The organism is Novacetimonas sp. GS1 (genome assembly GCF_036686925.1).
Taxonomy (GTDB): Bacteria; Pseudomonadota; Alphaproteobacteria; order Acetobacterales; family Acetobacteraceae; genus Novacetimonas; species Novacetimonas hansenii.
Genome location: NZ_VSZP01000001.1, coordinates 235,868 through 249,925, shown reverse-complemented (window position 1 = coordinate 249,925; position 14,058 = coordinate 235,868). Strand labels below are relative to the sequence as shown.

General features: G+C 62.0%; 11 protein-coding genes. 8 read left to right on the top strand and 3 right to left on the bottom strand.

The window, feature by feature from the left end:
* The first annotated feature begins 6 nt into the window (after nucleotides 1-6).
* From nusA to rbfA, 4 genes are read left to right on the top strand one after another with little or no spacing between them, the layout of a single operon-like run.
* Nucleotides 7-1,557, top strand: a complete 1,551-nt coding sequence (nusA, locus tag FYB92_RS01215) for a transcription termination factor NusA (protein WP_003617019.1) — start codon at nucleotides 7-9, stop codon at nucleotides 1,555-1,557.
* Complete coding sequence (locus tag FYB92_RS01210) at nucleotides 1,520-2,212, top strand: RNA-binding protein (protein WP_080545390.1); 693 nt, start codon at nucleotides 1,520-1,522, stop codon at nucleotides 2,210-2,212. Before nusA ends, FYB92_RS01210 begins: the two co-directional genes overlap by 38 nt.
* A complete protein-coding gene (infB, locus tag FYB92_RS01205; protein ID WP_075624809.1) occupies nucleotides 2,209-4,914 on the top strand; it encodes a translation initiation factor IF-2 in 2,706 nt (901 codons plus the stop codon). The genes FYB92_RS01210 and infB overlap by 4 nt, the downstream gene beginning before the upstream one ends.
* Nucleotides 4,911-5,351: a 30S ribosome-binding factor RbfA gene (rbfA, locus tag FYB92_RS01200; protein WP_003617025.1), complete on the top strand. Its 441-nt coding sequence runs from the start codon at nucleotides 4,911-4,913 to the stop codon at nucleotides 5,349-5,351. Before infB ends, rbfA begins: the two co-directional genes overlap by 4 nt.
* 431 nt (nucleotides 5,352-5,782) lie before the next feature.
* On the opposite strand, the gene FYB92_RS01195 is transcribed toward rbfA, so the two are convergent.
* A complete protein-coding gene (locus FYB92_RS01195; RefSeq protein WP_003617026.1) occupies nucleotides 5,783-6,751 on the bottom strand; it encodes an MlaD family protein in 969 nt (322 codons plus the stop codon).
* Between the two features lie 259 nt (nucleotides 6,752-7,010).
* Here FYB92_RS01195 and truB point away from each other — a divergent pair, with 259 nt between their 5' ends.
* From truB to FYB92_RS01175, 4 genes are all read left to right on the top strand, one after another.
* Nucleotides 7,011-7,931, top strand: a complete 921-nt coding sequence (gene truB, locus FYB92_RS01190; RefSeq protein ID WP_003617028.1) for a tRNA pseudouridine(55) synthase TruB — start codon at nucleotides 7,011-7,013, stop codon at nucleotides 7,929-7,931.
* A 33-nt stretch (nucleotides 7,932-7,964) separates the two neighbouring features.
* Nucleotides 7,965-8,234 (top strand): 30S ribosomal protein S15, encoded by a 270-nt coding sequence (rpsO, locus tag FYB92_RS01185; RefSeq protein ID WP_003617029.1) that lies wholly within the window; start codon nucleotides 7,965-7,967, stop codon nucleotides 8,232-8,234.
* 302 nt (nucleotides 8,235-8,536) lie between these two features.
* Nucleotides 8,537-10,669, top strand: coding sequence for a polyribonucleotide nucleotidyltransferase (gene pnp, locus FYB92_RS01180; RefSeq protein WP_003617031.1), 2,133 nt, complete (start codon nucleotides 8,537-8,539; stop codon nucleotides 10,667-10,669).
* A gap of 119 nt (nucleotides 10,670-10,788) precedes the next feature.
* Entirely contained in the window at nucleotides 10,789-12,207 is a 1,419-nt protein-coding gene (locus FYB92_RS01175; protein ID WP_003617033.1) for a nitronate monooxygenase family protein, read from the top strand.
* A 292-nt stretch (nucleotides 12,208-12,499) separates the two neighbouring features.
* On the opposite strand, the gene rdgB is transcribed toward FYB92_RS01175, so the two are convergent.
* On the bottom strand, nucleotides 12,500-13,117 hold the full coding sequence (gene rdgB, locus FYB92_RS01170) for an RdgB/HAM1 family non-canonical purine NTP pyrophosphatase (protein ID WP_003617034.1): 618 nt from the start codon (nucleotides 13,115-13,117) through the stop codon (nucleotides 12,500-12,502).
* Nucleotides 13,114-13,842, bottom strand: a complete 729-nt coding sequence (gene rph, locus FYB92_RS01165; RefSeq protein ID WP_003617035.1) for a ribonuclease PH — start codon at nucleotides 13,840-13,842, stop codon at nucleotides 13,114-13,116. Before rph ends, rdgB begins: the two co-directional genes overlap by 4 nt.
* Between the last annotated feature and the right edge of the window lie 216 nt (nucleotides 13,843-14,058).

The window sequence follows — 14,058 nt, the reverse complement described above, 5'->3', positions numbered from 1 at the left end:
ACCCTGATGGATACGTCCGTTTCCCGTCCTGAACTGTTGCTGGTGGCGGATGCCGTCGCGCGTGAGAAGTCGATCGACCGCGAAGAAGTGCTCGAGGCGATGGAGCAGGCCATCCAGAAGGCCGGCCGCGCCAAGTACGGCCACGAGAAGGACATTCGCGCCACCATCGACCGCAAGACCGGCGACGTCCGCCTGTCGCGCTGGACCGAAGCGGTGGAGGAAGTGGAGAACGAGGAAACGCAGATCCCGCTCCATATCGCGCGTAAGTTCCGGCCGGAAATCCAGTTGGGCGAACATCTGATCGACCCGTTGCCGCCGATCGATTTCGGGCGCATCGCCGCCCAGACGGCCAAGCAGGTGATTGTCCAGCGCGTGCGCGAATATGAGCGCAAGCGCCAGTATAACGACTTCAAGGACCGCGTGGGCGAGATCGTCAACGGCACCGTCAAGCGTACCGAATACGGCAACCTGATGGTGGAAATCGGCAGTTCCGAGGCGCTGTTGCGGCGCGATGAACTGATCCCGCGCGAAAGCTTCCGCAATTCAGATCGCGTGCGTGCCTATATCTATGACGTGCGTGACGAACCGCGTGGGCCGCAGATTTTCCTGTCGCGTACGCATCCGGCATTCCTTGCCAAGCTGTTTGCGCAGGAAGTGCCCGAAATTTATGACGGGATCATCGAGATCAAGGCCGTGGCCCGCGATCCCGGTTCGCGCGCCAAGATGGCGGTGATTTCACGCGATGCCTCCATCGACCCGGTTGGCGCGTGCGTCGGTATGCGCGGGTCGCGCGTGCAGGCCGTGGTGCAGGAACTGCAGGGCGAGAAAATCGACATCATCCCGTGGAGCCCGCAGGCCGCGACCTTCGTGGTCAACGCGCTGGCGCCCGCGGAAGTCAGCAAGGTGGTGATGGATGAAGAGGCCGGCAGGGTCGAAGTGGTCGTCCCGGACGAGCAGCTCAGCCTTGCCATCGGTCGTCGTGGTCAGAATGTGCGCCTTGCCAGCCAGTTGACGCGCTGGGATATCGACATCCTGACCGAAGCCGAGGAATCGGAGCGCCGACAGGAAGAATTCCGCCGCCGCAGCAACCAGTTTGTCGAGGCGCTTGACGTTGATGACGTGATCGCGGGCCTGCTGGTGACAGAAGGTTTCCATTCTATCGAGGAACTGGCCTTCGCCGATGCCGACGAACTGGCCGGGATCGAAGGCTTTGACGAGGATGTCGCCAGTGAACTGGTGCGTCGCGCCGAAGGTTTCCTTGCGCGTCGCGAAGAGGAAATGGACGAAAAGCGCCGTGCCCTTGGGGTATCGGACGATATTGCGGCCCTTGGAGTCTTTACGGTCCAGATGCTGGTGACGCTGGGGGAAAAGGGCGTCAAGACGCTTGATGACCTTGCGGATCTGGCGGGTGATGAACTGGTCGATATCCTTGGCGGCGATGCGATTGACGAGGAGGCGGCCAACGAAATCATCATGGCCGCACGTGCGCACTGGTTCGAGGGTGACGAGTCGGGGGCGGATGAAGCCCCTGAACAGCAGGAGAATTCCGACGTCTGAGGAATATCCCATAGAAGATCACGAGGAGCAGGAAGAGCGCGGCCCACTGCGCCGTTGCGCGGTAACGCGTGAACGCCTGCCCCGTGAAACGATGGTCCGGTTTGTCATTTCGCCAGACCGGATCGTGACCCCCGATCTTTCCGCGCGTCTGCCCGGACGGGGAATTTGGTTGAGCGCACGGCGGGATGTGCTAGAAACGGCACAGACGCGTGGCGCGTTTGCACGTGCCGCGCGCGGACAGGTTGTCATTCCGCCTGATCTGGCCCATCTGATTGAAGATGGACTGGAACGCAGGATGATGGATGTCCTGGGACTTGCACGGCGGGCCGGACAGGTTGTCTGTGGTTTTGCCAAGGTGCGGGAATGGGTCGTGGGCGGTCGCGCAGCACTGGTTATCCAGGCGGCGGACGGGAGCCCGGACGAGAGGATGAGAGTTTTGTCCGGTGCACGGGATCTTCCGGTTGCGGTGGTTCCTACGGCATTGGCGCTGGGTGCGGCATTCGGCCGTGACCATGTCGTACATGCAGCGATGCTGCATGGCGAACTGGCACGTCGTTTCCGTGTCGAGAATGAACGTTTTGCGGGACTGTCCGGCAGGATGGGACCGAATTCGGCGGATAAGTCCGTCGGACGGTGTGAACAGGCGGGTACATGAGCGAAGGCAACGATCAGGATCAGGGTAAGGGACGCTTGTCCCTGCGGCCGGCGGGCCGGAGGGAGGTCGGACGGACGGTCGATGCCGGTTCCGTCAGGCAAAGCTTCAGCCATGGTCGTTCAAAGGTGGTTCAGGTAGAGGTGCGCAAGAAGCGCGGTGCCGGGACTCCAGGCAGCGGGTCAGGTCCGGCGGGTGGCCGTTCCGGTGGTCGCGCCGGTGCCGGACGGGCGCTGACGGCGGCTGAACTGGCCACGCGCCAGCGCGTGCTCGAAGAGCAGCGTCAGGCCGCGATCCAGCGGGAAAAGGACCGGCGCGAACAGGAAAAGATCACGATCCTGTCCGCCGCCGAGGAAGCACGGCGCAAGGAAGAAGACGCCCGTCGCGAAGCTGAGGAAAGCGAACGCGCCCGGGCCGAGGCCGAAGCGCGCGAGCGTGAGGAAAAGCAGGCCCGCGCCGCCAGTGCGGCACAGGCCCCGGCCCCGGCCGTCACCCCGGCCGCGCCGGTGGTGGAACCTCCTGGCCCGGTCGTGTCGGCCACGCCCATTCCTGGCGAGGTGACGCTTGCGCCGCCGATGGAACGTCTGCGTCCGCTGGCTGAACGTGCAATCATGCCGTCCAAGCCTGTAACGCCGTCGCGTCCTGCACCTGCGCGCACCGCTTCGGCGGCGGCGCCGGCGGAAACGCTGCGCCTGCGTTCAGGCCGTGCCGAAGGGGCGGAGGAAGAACGCCGCCCCAGCCGTCGCCCCGGTGGCAATGTCGCGCCGGGACGCCGTCCATCGGGCGGGGCAAAGAAGAATGACAGCCGTCGTTCGGGCCGCATCGACGTGCAGGCTGCGATCGAGGGTGATGACGACAAGACGCGTTCACTGGCGTCGGTCCGTCGCCAGCGTGAACGTGAACGCCGCCAGGCGGAACTGGAACGCCTGCGTTCGGATCAGGTCCGTGTCGTGCGTGACGTTATCCTGCCTGAAACGATTACGGTGCAGGAACTGGCCAACCGCATGGCCGCCCGTCAGGGCGAGGTCATCAAGGCGCTGATGAAGATGGGCGTCATGGCGACCGTCACGCAGTCGCTGGATGCCGATACGGCTGAACTGGTTGTGCAGGAATTCGGCCATCGTGTCCGTCGTGTCGCCGATAGCGATGTCGAACTGGGTATCGAGGGCATCGAGGACAGGCCGGATGACCTGCGGCCACGGCCACCGGTTGTCACGGTCATGGGCCATGTCGATCACGGCAAGACCTCGTTGCTTGATGCGCTGCGCACCACCGATGTCGCCACTGGCGAAGCGGGGGGCATCACGCAGCATATCGGTGCGTATCAGGTGACATTGGCGTCGGGTGCGAAGATCACCTTCATCGATACCCCCGGCCATGAAGCCTTTACGGCCATGCGTGCCCGTGGCGCGTCGGTGACGGATGTTGTCGTGCTGGTCGTGGCGGCCGATGACGGCGTCATGCCGCAGACGATCGAGGCCATCAAGCACGCCAAGGCGGCAGATGCCCCCATCATCGTTGCGATCAACAAGTGCGACAAGCCGGGTGCGAACCCCGACCGGGTCCGTCAGGAACTGCTGTCGCACGAGATTGTCGTCGAAGGCATGGGGGGCGACACGCAGGATATCGAGGTCTCCGCCCTCAAGCGCACGGGTCTCGACAAACTGGAAGAGGCGATCCTGCTGCAGGCCGAAATGCTCGACCTGAAGGCGAATCCGGATCGCATGGCCGAAGGCGCGGTTATCGAAAGCCGTCTTGATCGTGGGCGTGGCCCGGTGGCCACAATTCTGGTCCAGAAGGGCACGCTGCATCGTGGTGACATCGTGGTGGCTGGCGCCGAATGGGGCCGGGTGCGTGCGATGATCGACGATCGCAACCGTCAGATTCAGGATGCAGGCCCGTCGATGCCGGTCGAGGTGCTGGGCATTACCGGGGTTCCGGGTGCGGGCGAGCAGTTCGTTGTCGTTGATAACGAAAATCGTGCCCGTGAGATTTCGGAGTTCCGTCAGCGCGTGATCAAGGAACGCACCGCGGCAGGCCAGACGGCCGCGCGTGGCACCCTTGACCAGATGCTGGCCCGGATTCAGGCCGGTGCGCAGAAGGAAGTCGCGGTCCTTATCAAGGCCGATGTGCAGGGATCTGCCGAAGCATTGCAGATCACGGTGCAGAAGCTGGAGCATGAGGAAGTCAAGATTCGCGTCCTTAACGCGGGTGTTGGCCAGATCACCGAAAGCGACGTGCAGCTTGCCAAGGCATCGGGCGCGGTCATTATCGCGTTCAACGTCCGTGCAACGGCACAGGCCCGCGAACTGGCGCAGCGTGAAGGCGTGGATATCCGCTATTATTCGATCATCTATCAGGTGGCCGATGATGTGGAGCAGCTGGTGCGCGGCAAGATTGCGCCGAAACACCGCGAGAAGTTCCTGGGGTATGCCGAAATCCGTCAGGTGTTCGACATTACCCGCGTGGGCAAGGTTGCCGGTTGTTATGTCACCGAAGGCGTGGTCAAGCGTGGTTGTGGCGTGCGACTGCTGCGTGACAACGTGGTCATTCATGAAGGCGAGCTGAGCCAGCTCAAGCGCTTTAAGGATGATGTGAAGGAAGTGGCGCGCGGTTATGAATGCGGCCTGTCCTTTGCCGGTTATAATGACCTTCGCGAAGGCGATATGGTCGAGTGCTTTGAAATGGAACTGGTTCCGGCATGAGCCGCCATTCTTCAAGGGACAAGGTAAAGACCACCGGGCCGGCAGGGAAACTTGCCGGTCAAGGTGCGTCTGGCCCCTCGCAACGTCAGTTGCGCGTGGCCGAAGAAATCCGTCGTGTGCTGGCGGATATTTTCGCGCGTGTTGAATTCCGTGATCCCGAACTGGTTGATGCCCGCATCACTGTGACCGAGGTACGGATTTCGCCTGACCTGAAGCACGCGACCGTTTTCGTCGCACGGCTGGGACGTAGCGATATTGAGGCGCTTTTGCCTGCGCTCAAGCGTGTTTCATCCTTCCTGCGTTCCCGCCTGTCGCATATGGTGCGCCTGCGTGGGGTGCCGGACCTGCATTTCCAGCCGGATACGGCGCTGGATTATGCAATGCATGTGGATGATCTGTTGCGCGACCCTGCCGTGGCGCGTGACCTTGAAGATTGAGGGGATGCCCTGAATAAGGCAGATCTGTGGATACCCTCAGCATCACACAGGTTTCCGGTGAGGCTTTTGCCAGAAAGCTTTGAAAGGCGTTACTTTTTAAAAATTCGCCATCTGGAAACCTGTTGTTTTTAGAGACTGTTTGAAAAGTCAGTCTCAATAACATCCTGAAATCATAAAGATTTTTGGTGAAGCTTTTTCCAAAAAGCTTCAGAAGACGCCGCATTTTTGAAAAAAGGCGGCATCCAGAAACTTTTCCTATTTTTGATTAACACCACCCCGGATCGTCATCTCTTTCATGACAAGCCGCAGGTTTTGGGTTCCTGCGGGCCAGGAACCTGTTCCCTATGGGGAAAATCAGGCAGGGGCACTGCTCTGGACCGGCCAAAGGGCATGGCCCTTTGGCAACCATGACATGTCAGTGTTATGCCGCGTCAGTTGCGACGTCCCATCAGCAGAAGCTGGGGATTACGCTCCACATCGGTTGCAAAACCGCGCAGGGCGGATGCAGCGGCGGCCAGGTCACGCAGCGAGGAATCAAGGTTGGCGCGATCCGCCGAACTCGGGGCCGTGATGTCATGCAGCCCCGCCAGTGTCTGGCGTGCCTCTGTCACGGTGTTGTTCGAATTGATCAGCAGGTCATGCAGTTCGGCGCCGCGCGAATCAAGTTGCTGCGTGCCGCTGTTGGCCAGCCGGTCGATCGACGACAGTGTCACGTCCAGCCGCTTGTCGAGATCGCGGATCGTATCGGTTGCGGTATCGACGGTCACGCGGCTGCGGTCGGATGTTTCCTTCACGCTTGTCACCAGCGGGGGCAGGTCCTTGTCCAGACGCTCTGCAAGGCTGCGGATGCTGACCAGCATTTCATCGGCGTTGGTTGCGATCGTCTTCAGCGGCAGGGTCGTCAGCGTATCGGTCAGCTTCTGCATTTCCGATTCGCGCACCGGGATTTCCGTCAGGTCCGACATGCCCGGATGCAGGCGCGCAGGTGTCGCGGGGTCGAATGACAGGTCGATTTCCTCCTGTCCCGTGACAAAGCTCTGCATATGCAGTTCCGCGCGCAGACCATGCTGGATCAGGTCCGGCAGCCCCTCGGCGGTCAGGCCCTGGCTGTGTTCGGTGGATTTCGTGCGGTCCGCGCGCAACTGGATCGTGACGGGGATATACGCCTTGTGGGAGGCGGGATCGAACTTGATCCCGATCTTTTCCACCGCGCCGACCTGCACACCCTCAAGCGTGACGGGGGCACCGATTCCCAGTCCGTTGATGGCCCCGTCGAAAATCACGACGGCGTTGTTGGTGGCGGAAAACGGGTGAAATTTGCCGAACAGGACGACTGCCGCGACCCCCAGCAGCGCACCACCCAACACGAAAGCGCCGACCGTGGTCTGCCGTTCTGCCATGTGTTCAGGTCTCCCTACGACGCAATATTAAAGAGGTTTCAGTCCAATCCGCCTTACGCGACGGGTCATCAAGGATGGCACCGGAACGCCTGTCGCGAAAGCGGGGCCGCCGGATGGCTGGCATGTTCCCGCCGGGGCGTTTTATCATACGCGGGCGCAACGGCCATCCCCATGGCGCAAGAATTAGGCCATTGCCCCGTTCCGGCGCGTCGTTTACACGCACGGGCCTTGGTTCTTTGGCAAAAAGGTTCTTGTGCTGATGCGACGCAGGCGTGGACGCCCGATTGATGGCTGGCTGATTGTGGACAAGCCGTCAGGAATGACGTCAACGCAGGTGGTCGGCCGTGTCCGCTATCTGTTTGACGCGTGCAAGGCCGGGCATGGCGGAACGCTGGACCCGCTGGCGACCGGCCTTCTGCCCGTTGCCTTTGGTGCGGCGACAAAGACTGTCCCCTATGTCATGGACGGCACCAAGCGGTATCACTTTACCCTGCGCATCGGTGAGGCACGTGATAGTGATGATGCCGATGGTGTCGTGACCGAAACATCGGACGTGCGCCCCGACAATGCGGCGTTCGAGGCGGCGCTGGCGGCCTTTCGCGGCGATATCATGCAGATCCCCCCGGTGTTTTCCGCGCTCAAGGTCGGGGGGGAGCGCGCCTATGACATGGCGCGTGACGGGCGTCCGCCCGACCTGCCGCCGCGACCGGCGCGTATCGACCGTTTTGAACTGATTGCGCGTCCCGATGCGGATACGGCGATCTTTGAGGTGGAATCCGGCAAGGGCGTGTACATGCGGTCTTTGGCGCGTGATATCGCGCGTGCATGCGGGACCGTGGGTCATGTTGCGGCGCTGCGGCGGCTGCAGGTGGGGCCTTTTGGGGAATCGGATGCGATTGTGCTGGACAAAATCGTCGCCAGCGCCGACAACGCGCCTGCCTCGCCGGATCTGCTGCTTCCGGTCGCGACCGCGCTGGACGACATCCCGGCGCTGGCCCTGACCCCGGAAGAAGCAGAATCCCTGTCGCATGGGCAGGCGCTCAGCCTGCTTGATCTGATGGGCCGGATTCCAGATGCCGTCGATCCCCGCAGCGGGGTCGTGCGCGCGATGGACGGGGCGCGTGTCGTGGGCCTGTGCCGTCCGGTTGATGGATGGTTGCGGCCCGTGCGCATGCTGTAAACCACGACCATCTCTTTTGAACGGAGCATCCCGATGTCGATTACCCCCGAACGCCGCACGGCGCTTATTGATGAATACCAGACCGCAGCCAAGGACACCGGTTCGCCGGAAGTACAGGTTGCGCTGCTGACGGAACGGATTGTCAACCTGACCGAGCACCTGAAGACCCATGCGAAGGATTTCCATTCGCGTCGTGGTCTGCTGATGCTGGTGGGGCGCCGCCGCCGCCTGCTGGATTATGTCAAGCGCAAGAGCCAGACCCGTTATGAAACGCTGATCAAGCGTCTGGGCCTGCGTCGCTGATTTGCGGCATGGCGGGATCGCATTCATAATGCGCCCGCCACGGATATTGCGCGGTTGCGGGGCGGTGGCGTCCCGTGCCGCGCATCCGTGCATTTTCGTGGCATTCAATGGTGGATGTCGCAAACACACGCTGCCGACACGACGGCGGAGACACCCGGACAGGGTCGCAGCGTTTCAGGCCACATGGTGTATTGGCGGCAGGCCCGTCATCGCTCCATGCCGTCCGAGGCGCTGCCATCGATATCCCAATGTTCGGTCCGCTCTGCTCCGTTTGCGGTAGCCAACGGACAGGAACTGTCTGCATGTTTGATTATTTCCGTACTGAGATCGAGTGGGGCGGCCGTCCCCTTATCCTCGAAACGGGCAAGATTGCGCGCCAGGCTGATGGCGCGGTTGTCGTCACCTATGGCGATACGGTCGTGCTGTGCACCGCCGTCGGCGCGAAAAGCGTCAAGCCGGGGCAGGATTTCTTCCCGCTGACGGTCAACTATCAGGAAAAGGCCTATGCCGCGGGCAAGATCCCCGGTGGCTTCTTCAAGCGCGAAGGCCGTCCGTCCGAGGCCGAAGTCCTCAATTCACGCCTGATCGACCGGCCGATCCGTCCGCTGTTCCCCGACAATTTCCGCAACGAGGTGCAGGTTGTCGCCACGGTGCTGAGCCATGATATGGAAAATGATCCGGCGATCGTGGCGCTGATCGGCTGTTCGGCCGCGCTGACACTGTCGGGTGTTCCGTTCTTCGGCCCGGTTGGCGCATGCCGCGTGGGTTATATTGATGGCAAGTATGTCCTGAACCCGACCATCGCGCAGACGAAGGAAAGCGCGCTTGACCTCGTCGTCGCAGGCACCGAGGAAGGTGTGCTGATGGTCGAGTCCGAGGCCGCTGAACTGAGCGAGAAGGTCATGCTCGGCGCGGTGACGTTCGGGCACGAGGCATTCCAGGACGTGATCGACGCGATCATCGAGCTTGCTGAACACGCGGCGAAGGCACCGTGGGATCTGGTCGAGCCGAGTGCAGAAGAAATCAAGCTGCGCAAGAAGATCGAGAAGCTGGGCCGCAAGGCAATCGCCGAGGCGTACCAGGAACGCGTCAAGCAGGTGCGTTACAAGAAGGTTGCCGCTGCGAAGGACGCGATCCTCGCCAAGCTCGACCCGGCAGAAGCCGAAGCCGCGAAGCCGCTGCTCAAGGAACTCGAAGCCAACGTCGTGCGCTCTGCCGTGCTGGAGACGGGGCATCGCATTGATGGCCGCGACCTCAAGACAATCCGCCCGATCGTTTCCGAAGTCGGCATCCTGCCGCGTGCGCATGGCTCCGCCCTGTTCACCCGTGGCGAGACGCAGGCCCTTGTCATCGCGACGCTTGGCACCGGTCAGGATGAACAGGTGATCGACGCGCTTGAAGGTGAATACCGCACCAATTTCATGCTGCATTACAACTTCCCCCCGTTCTCGGTCGGGGAATGTGGTCGCATGGGCTCGCCGGGGCGTCGTGAAATCGGTCATGGCAAGCTGGCATGGCGTGCGATCCACCCGCTGCTGCCGGGTAAGGATACCTTCCCGTACACGATGCGCGTCGTGTCCGAAATCACCGAAAGCAATGGTTCGTCCTCCATGGCCACGGTGTGCGGCACGTCGCTGGCGCTGATGGATGCGGGCGTTCCGCTGAAGCGTCCGGTCGCGGGCATCGCGATGGGCCTGATCAAGGAAGAGGAAGAATTCGCGGTCCTGTCCGATATCCTTGGTGACGAGGATCACCTCGGCGATATGGACTTCAAGGTTGCGGGTACGGAAAACGGCATCACCGCCCTGCAGATGGACATCAAGATCACGTCCATCACGCCAGAGATCATGGAAATCGCGCTTGATCAGGCACGCGGTGGCCGCATGCACATCCTTGGCGAGATGTCCAAGGCGCTGACGGAAGGGCGTTCGGATGTGTCGTCTTCCGCGCCGAAGATCACCACGATTTCGGTGCCGAAGGAAAAGATCCGCGACGTGATCGGGCAGGGTGGCAAGGTCATCCGCGAGATCGTGGAATATTCGGGTGCAAAGATCGACATCAACGACGATGGCACGATCATGATCGCCGCGTCTTCTGACGAACAGGCGGAAAAGGCGATCGAGCGTATCCGTGGCATCGTGGCCGAGCCCGAGATCGGCAAGATCTATAACGGCAAGGTGGTCAAGACGGCTGATTTCGGTGCGTTCGTGAACTTCCTTGGTCCGCGTGACGGTCTTGTCCACATCTCCGAACTGGCGCAGGGGCGTGTCGCGAAGACCACCGATGTCGTCAAGCAGGGTGATGAAGTGAAGGTGAAGGTTCTGGGGTTTGATGACCGCGGCAAGGTGAAGTTGTCCATGCGGGTTGTCGATCAGGAAACCGGTGCCGATATCGGTGAAGCGGTTGGCGCAAAGGCCGGGCGCACCGCGCGCTGATACGGATATCGCGGGCACGACCGACCTGAGGGATCACGGGCGCGGGGCATGACCCCGGGCCCGTGGTTTCCGCGACATGGCCGGTGTGGACCGGTTTTACAGATGACGATGGAATGACGATGAAGGCGATCAACACGATCCGGATGGGTGGGGTGGATATCCTGCCCCTGGTCGAGGGGGGAAAAGGGGTTTCGATCTCCACCGGGGCCTCGTCCGGGCATTGGGCCGGGGCGGGCGGTGCTGGTACGGTATCGATCGTGAATGCCGATTCGTACGATGCCGACGGAAATGTCGTGCCCCAGATCTATCGGGGGCGCACCCGTCTTGAGAAGCATGAGGAACTGATCGACTACGCCATCAGGGGTGGTATCGATCAGGTGCGCATCGCCCACGAGGTCGCGGGTGGCAAGGGACGCATCCACGCCAATATCCTGTGGGAAATGGGCGGGGCCGAACGTGTGATCCGTGGCGTGCTGGAAGGTACGAAGGGCCTGATCAACGGCCTGACATGTGGCGCGGGCATGCCCTATCGCCTGTCGGACATCGCCACTGAATACGGTGTGTATTATTACCCCATCGTGTCGTCGGCACGTGCGTTCAACGCATTGTGGCGGCGTTCATATCACAAGAGCGCGGATCTGCTTGGTGGTGTGGTGTACGAGGATCCGTGGCGCGCGGGCGGGCATAATGGCCTGTCGAACACGGAAAATCCCCTCGCCCCCGAAGATCCGTTGCCGCGTGTGCTGGCATTGCGCAAGCAGATGCGTGCCTTTGGCCTTGATGAGACCCCCATTATCATGGCGGGTGGCGTCTGGTGTCTGGAGGAATGGCAGGACTGGATTGACAATCCCGACCTTGGGCCTGTGGCGTTCCAGTTCGGTACGCGCCCATTGCTGACGCGTGAAAGCCCCATTCCCGATGTATGGAAACAGCGGCTGATGACGCTGAAGAAGGGGGATGTGTTCCTTAACCGCTTCTCCCCGACCGGTTTCTATTCCTCGGCGGTGAATAACGACTTCCTGCGCGAACTGCGGGCGCGTTCCGAACGCCAGATTGCGTTTTCCACCGAACCCGTGGGTGAACATGCGACGGCGTTCAGCGTGGGGGCGCGTGGCCGCGTCGTGTACGTAACCCATCCCGATAGCGAGCATGCCGCCCTGTGGCAGCGTGAAGGCTATACGGAGGGGCTGCGCACGCCGGACAATACGCTGGTGTTCGTCACGCCGGAAAAGGCGCGCGAAATCCTGTCCGACCAGGCGGCCTGCATGGGGTGCCTGTCGGAATGCCGCTTTTCCAACTGGAGCCAGAGGGCTCCGTCCTATACCAACGGGCACAAGGCTGACCCGCGTTCGTACTGTATCCAGAAGACACTTCAGACCGTGGCGCATGCCCATGGTCCCGATGCGGGCGATGTCATGGAACATAACCTGATGTTCGGTGGCACCAATGCGTGGCGTTTTGCGACCGATCCTTTCTATGCCAACGGGTTCGTGCCCACTGTGGCGCAGCTTGTCGAACGGATCATGACCGGACGCTGACGGCCCTGCCGTGCTGTCGCCGGACAGGAACTGACCTGAAAAAAAGCCCTGCCACACGTTTGCGTGGCAGGGCTTTTTTATTGGCGAGGATGAATTGTGTGACGCAACGGCGTTCCCGGTTGCGTCCCTTGGGCTGCCCCATGGGCTATCCTCATGGACGGCCCGCAGGGTGTCCAGAATTGGGGCGTCCAGGATTGGGACGCCCCGTGTTGACCGGTCGCCTGATGTCAGGGCCGGTGACACGATCCAGCTTTTTCTGGCCCAGCTTTTTTTAGGCGATGACGCATGGAGATCACGCGGGTTGCAGGCATCCCTCCCGAAAAAGGCGGAAGGCACGGCCCCGGTGGCTGATGGTGTTTTTCTGTGTTTCCGTCATTTCCGCAAAGGTAAGGGGGCTGCCCTCGGGGGCGAAGATCGGGTCATAGCCATGGCCATGTGTTCCGCGGGGCGGCCAGACGACCTGCCCGTCGATGCGTCCCTCGAATGTTGTGCTCTGTCCGTCCGGCCATGCCAGACACAGGACAGAGATGAACCATGCCGTTCGGTCGGGGGTATCGCCCATCAGGTCATGGATACGGCGCATGACGGCGGGGAAGTCCTTGTCCGGACCGGCCCAGCGCGCCGACAGGATGCCCGGATCACCATTGAGCGCACTGACGCAGAATCCCGAATCATCAGCCAGTGCAGGCAGGCCCGCCGCCTGCGCCGCCGCCAGCGCCTTGATTTCGGCATTCCCGGCAAAGGTCGTGGCGGTTTCTTCCGGCTCCGGCAGGTTCAGCGTCGCGGCAGAGATAACCTTGATCCCATACCCGGACAGCAGCGCGGAAAACTCCACCAGCTTGCCTGCATTATGGCTGGCAAGGACGAGGGTATCCCCCCGACGCAGCCCGCGTGCCTGCACGGGGCTCATGCCGTCACCGCCTGCGCCACCGCGTCGCGCTGGATTTCAAACAGCTGTGCCGTCCCGACCTGCGCCAGACGCATCAGTTCGTTGAACTGTTCCTGTGAAAAGGGGGCCTGTTCCGCCGTCCCCTGGATTTCGACGATGCCGCCGGTTTCGGTCAGCACGAAATTGGCGTCCGCCACGGCATTGCTGTCTTCGGCGTAATCAAGGTCCAGCACCGCACCCGCCCCCGTCAGGCCGCATGATACTGCCGCCACCTGCGCCGTGATTGGCAGGGCCGGGATCACATTCGCCCGCACCAGTCCGTCAAGTGCGAGACGCAGTGCAACCCACGCGCCGGTGATGGCGGCACAGCGCGTGCCGCCATCGGCGTTGAGCACATCGCAATCCACCGTGATGGAGATTTCGCCCAAGGCCCGCAGATCTATCCCCGCACGCAGCGCACGTGCAATCAGGCGCTGGATTTCATGTGTGCGGCCACCCTGTTTCCCCTTTGCGGCCTCACGCGGGCCACGGCTGTGGGTTGCGCGCGGCAGCATGCCATATTCGGCTGTAACCCATCCCTGTCCCTTGCCCCGCAGGAACGGGGGGACACGGGATTCAATGCTGGCGGCGCACAGAACCTCGGTCCCGCCCATGCGGATCAGCGCGGACCCTTCGGCATGGCGGGCAAAGCCGGTCTGTATGGAAACGGGGCGAAGGGCGTCAATGGCGCGGCCGGATGGGCGCATGAAGGAAACTCCCGATGAAATCGTGTCTCGCGGCATAGCGCGCAACCCCCGTTCTTTCCAGTCCCGTCCCCGCCAGTCCTGTCCCCGGCCGGTGTGTCGCGGGCGCGAGCCGGTGTGGGAATTGTGGGGGCGGGGCGCAATCATGTGATTGTCGCAACAATACGTTGTGCCTATCCTTGTCACCGACCCATGCCCGCGCCAGATCAGAAGGCGGGA

Bases quoted from the DNA above. Each gene is read 5' to 3' on its own strand.
- nusA (WP_003617019.1), top strand. From the start codon at position 7: ATGGATACGTCCGTTTCCCGTCCTGAACTGTTGCTGGTGGCGGATGCC.
- FYB92_RS01210 (WP_080545390.1), top strand. From the start codon at position 1,520: ATGAAGCCCCTGAACAGCAGGAGAATTCCGACGTCTGAGGAATATCCC.
- infB (WP_075624809.1), top strand. From the start codon at position 2,209: ATGAGCGAAGGCAACGATCAGGATCAGGGTAAGGGACGCTTGTCCCTG.
- rbfA (WP_003617025.1), top strand. From the start codon at position 4,911: ATGAGCCGCCATTCTTCAAGGGACAAGGTAAAGACCACCGGGCCGGCA.
- FYB92_RS01195 (WP_003617026.1), bottom strand. From the start codon at position 6,751: ATGGCAGAACGGCAGACCACGGTCGGCGCTTTCGTGTTGGGTGGTGCG.
- truB (WP_003617028.1), top strand. From the start codon at position 7,011: ATGCGACGCAGGCGTGGACGCCCGATTGATGGCTGGCTGATTGTGGAC.
- rpsO (WP_003617029.1), top strand. From the start codon at position 7,965: ATGTCGATTACCCCCGAACGCCGCACGGCGCTTATTGATGAATACCAG.
- pnp (WP_003617031.1), top strand. From the start codon at position 8,537: ATGTTTGATTATTTCCGTACTGAGATCGAGTGGGGCGGCCGTCCCCTT.
- FYB92_RS01175 (WP_003617033.1), top strand. From the start codon at position 10,789: ATGAAGGCGATCAACACGATCCGGATGGGTGGGGTGGATATCCTGCCC.
- rdgB (WP_003617034.1), bottom strand. From the start codon at position 13,117: ATGAGCCCCGTGCAGGCACGCGGGCTGCGTCGGGGGGATACCCTCGTC.
- rph (WP_003617035.1), bottom strand. From the start codon at position 13,842: ATGCGCCCATCCGGCCGCGCCATTGACGCCCTTCGCCCCGTTTCCATA.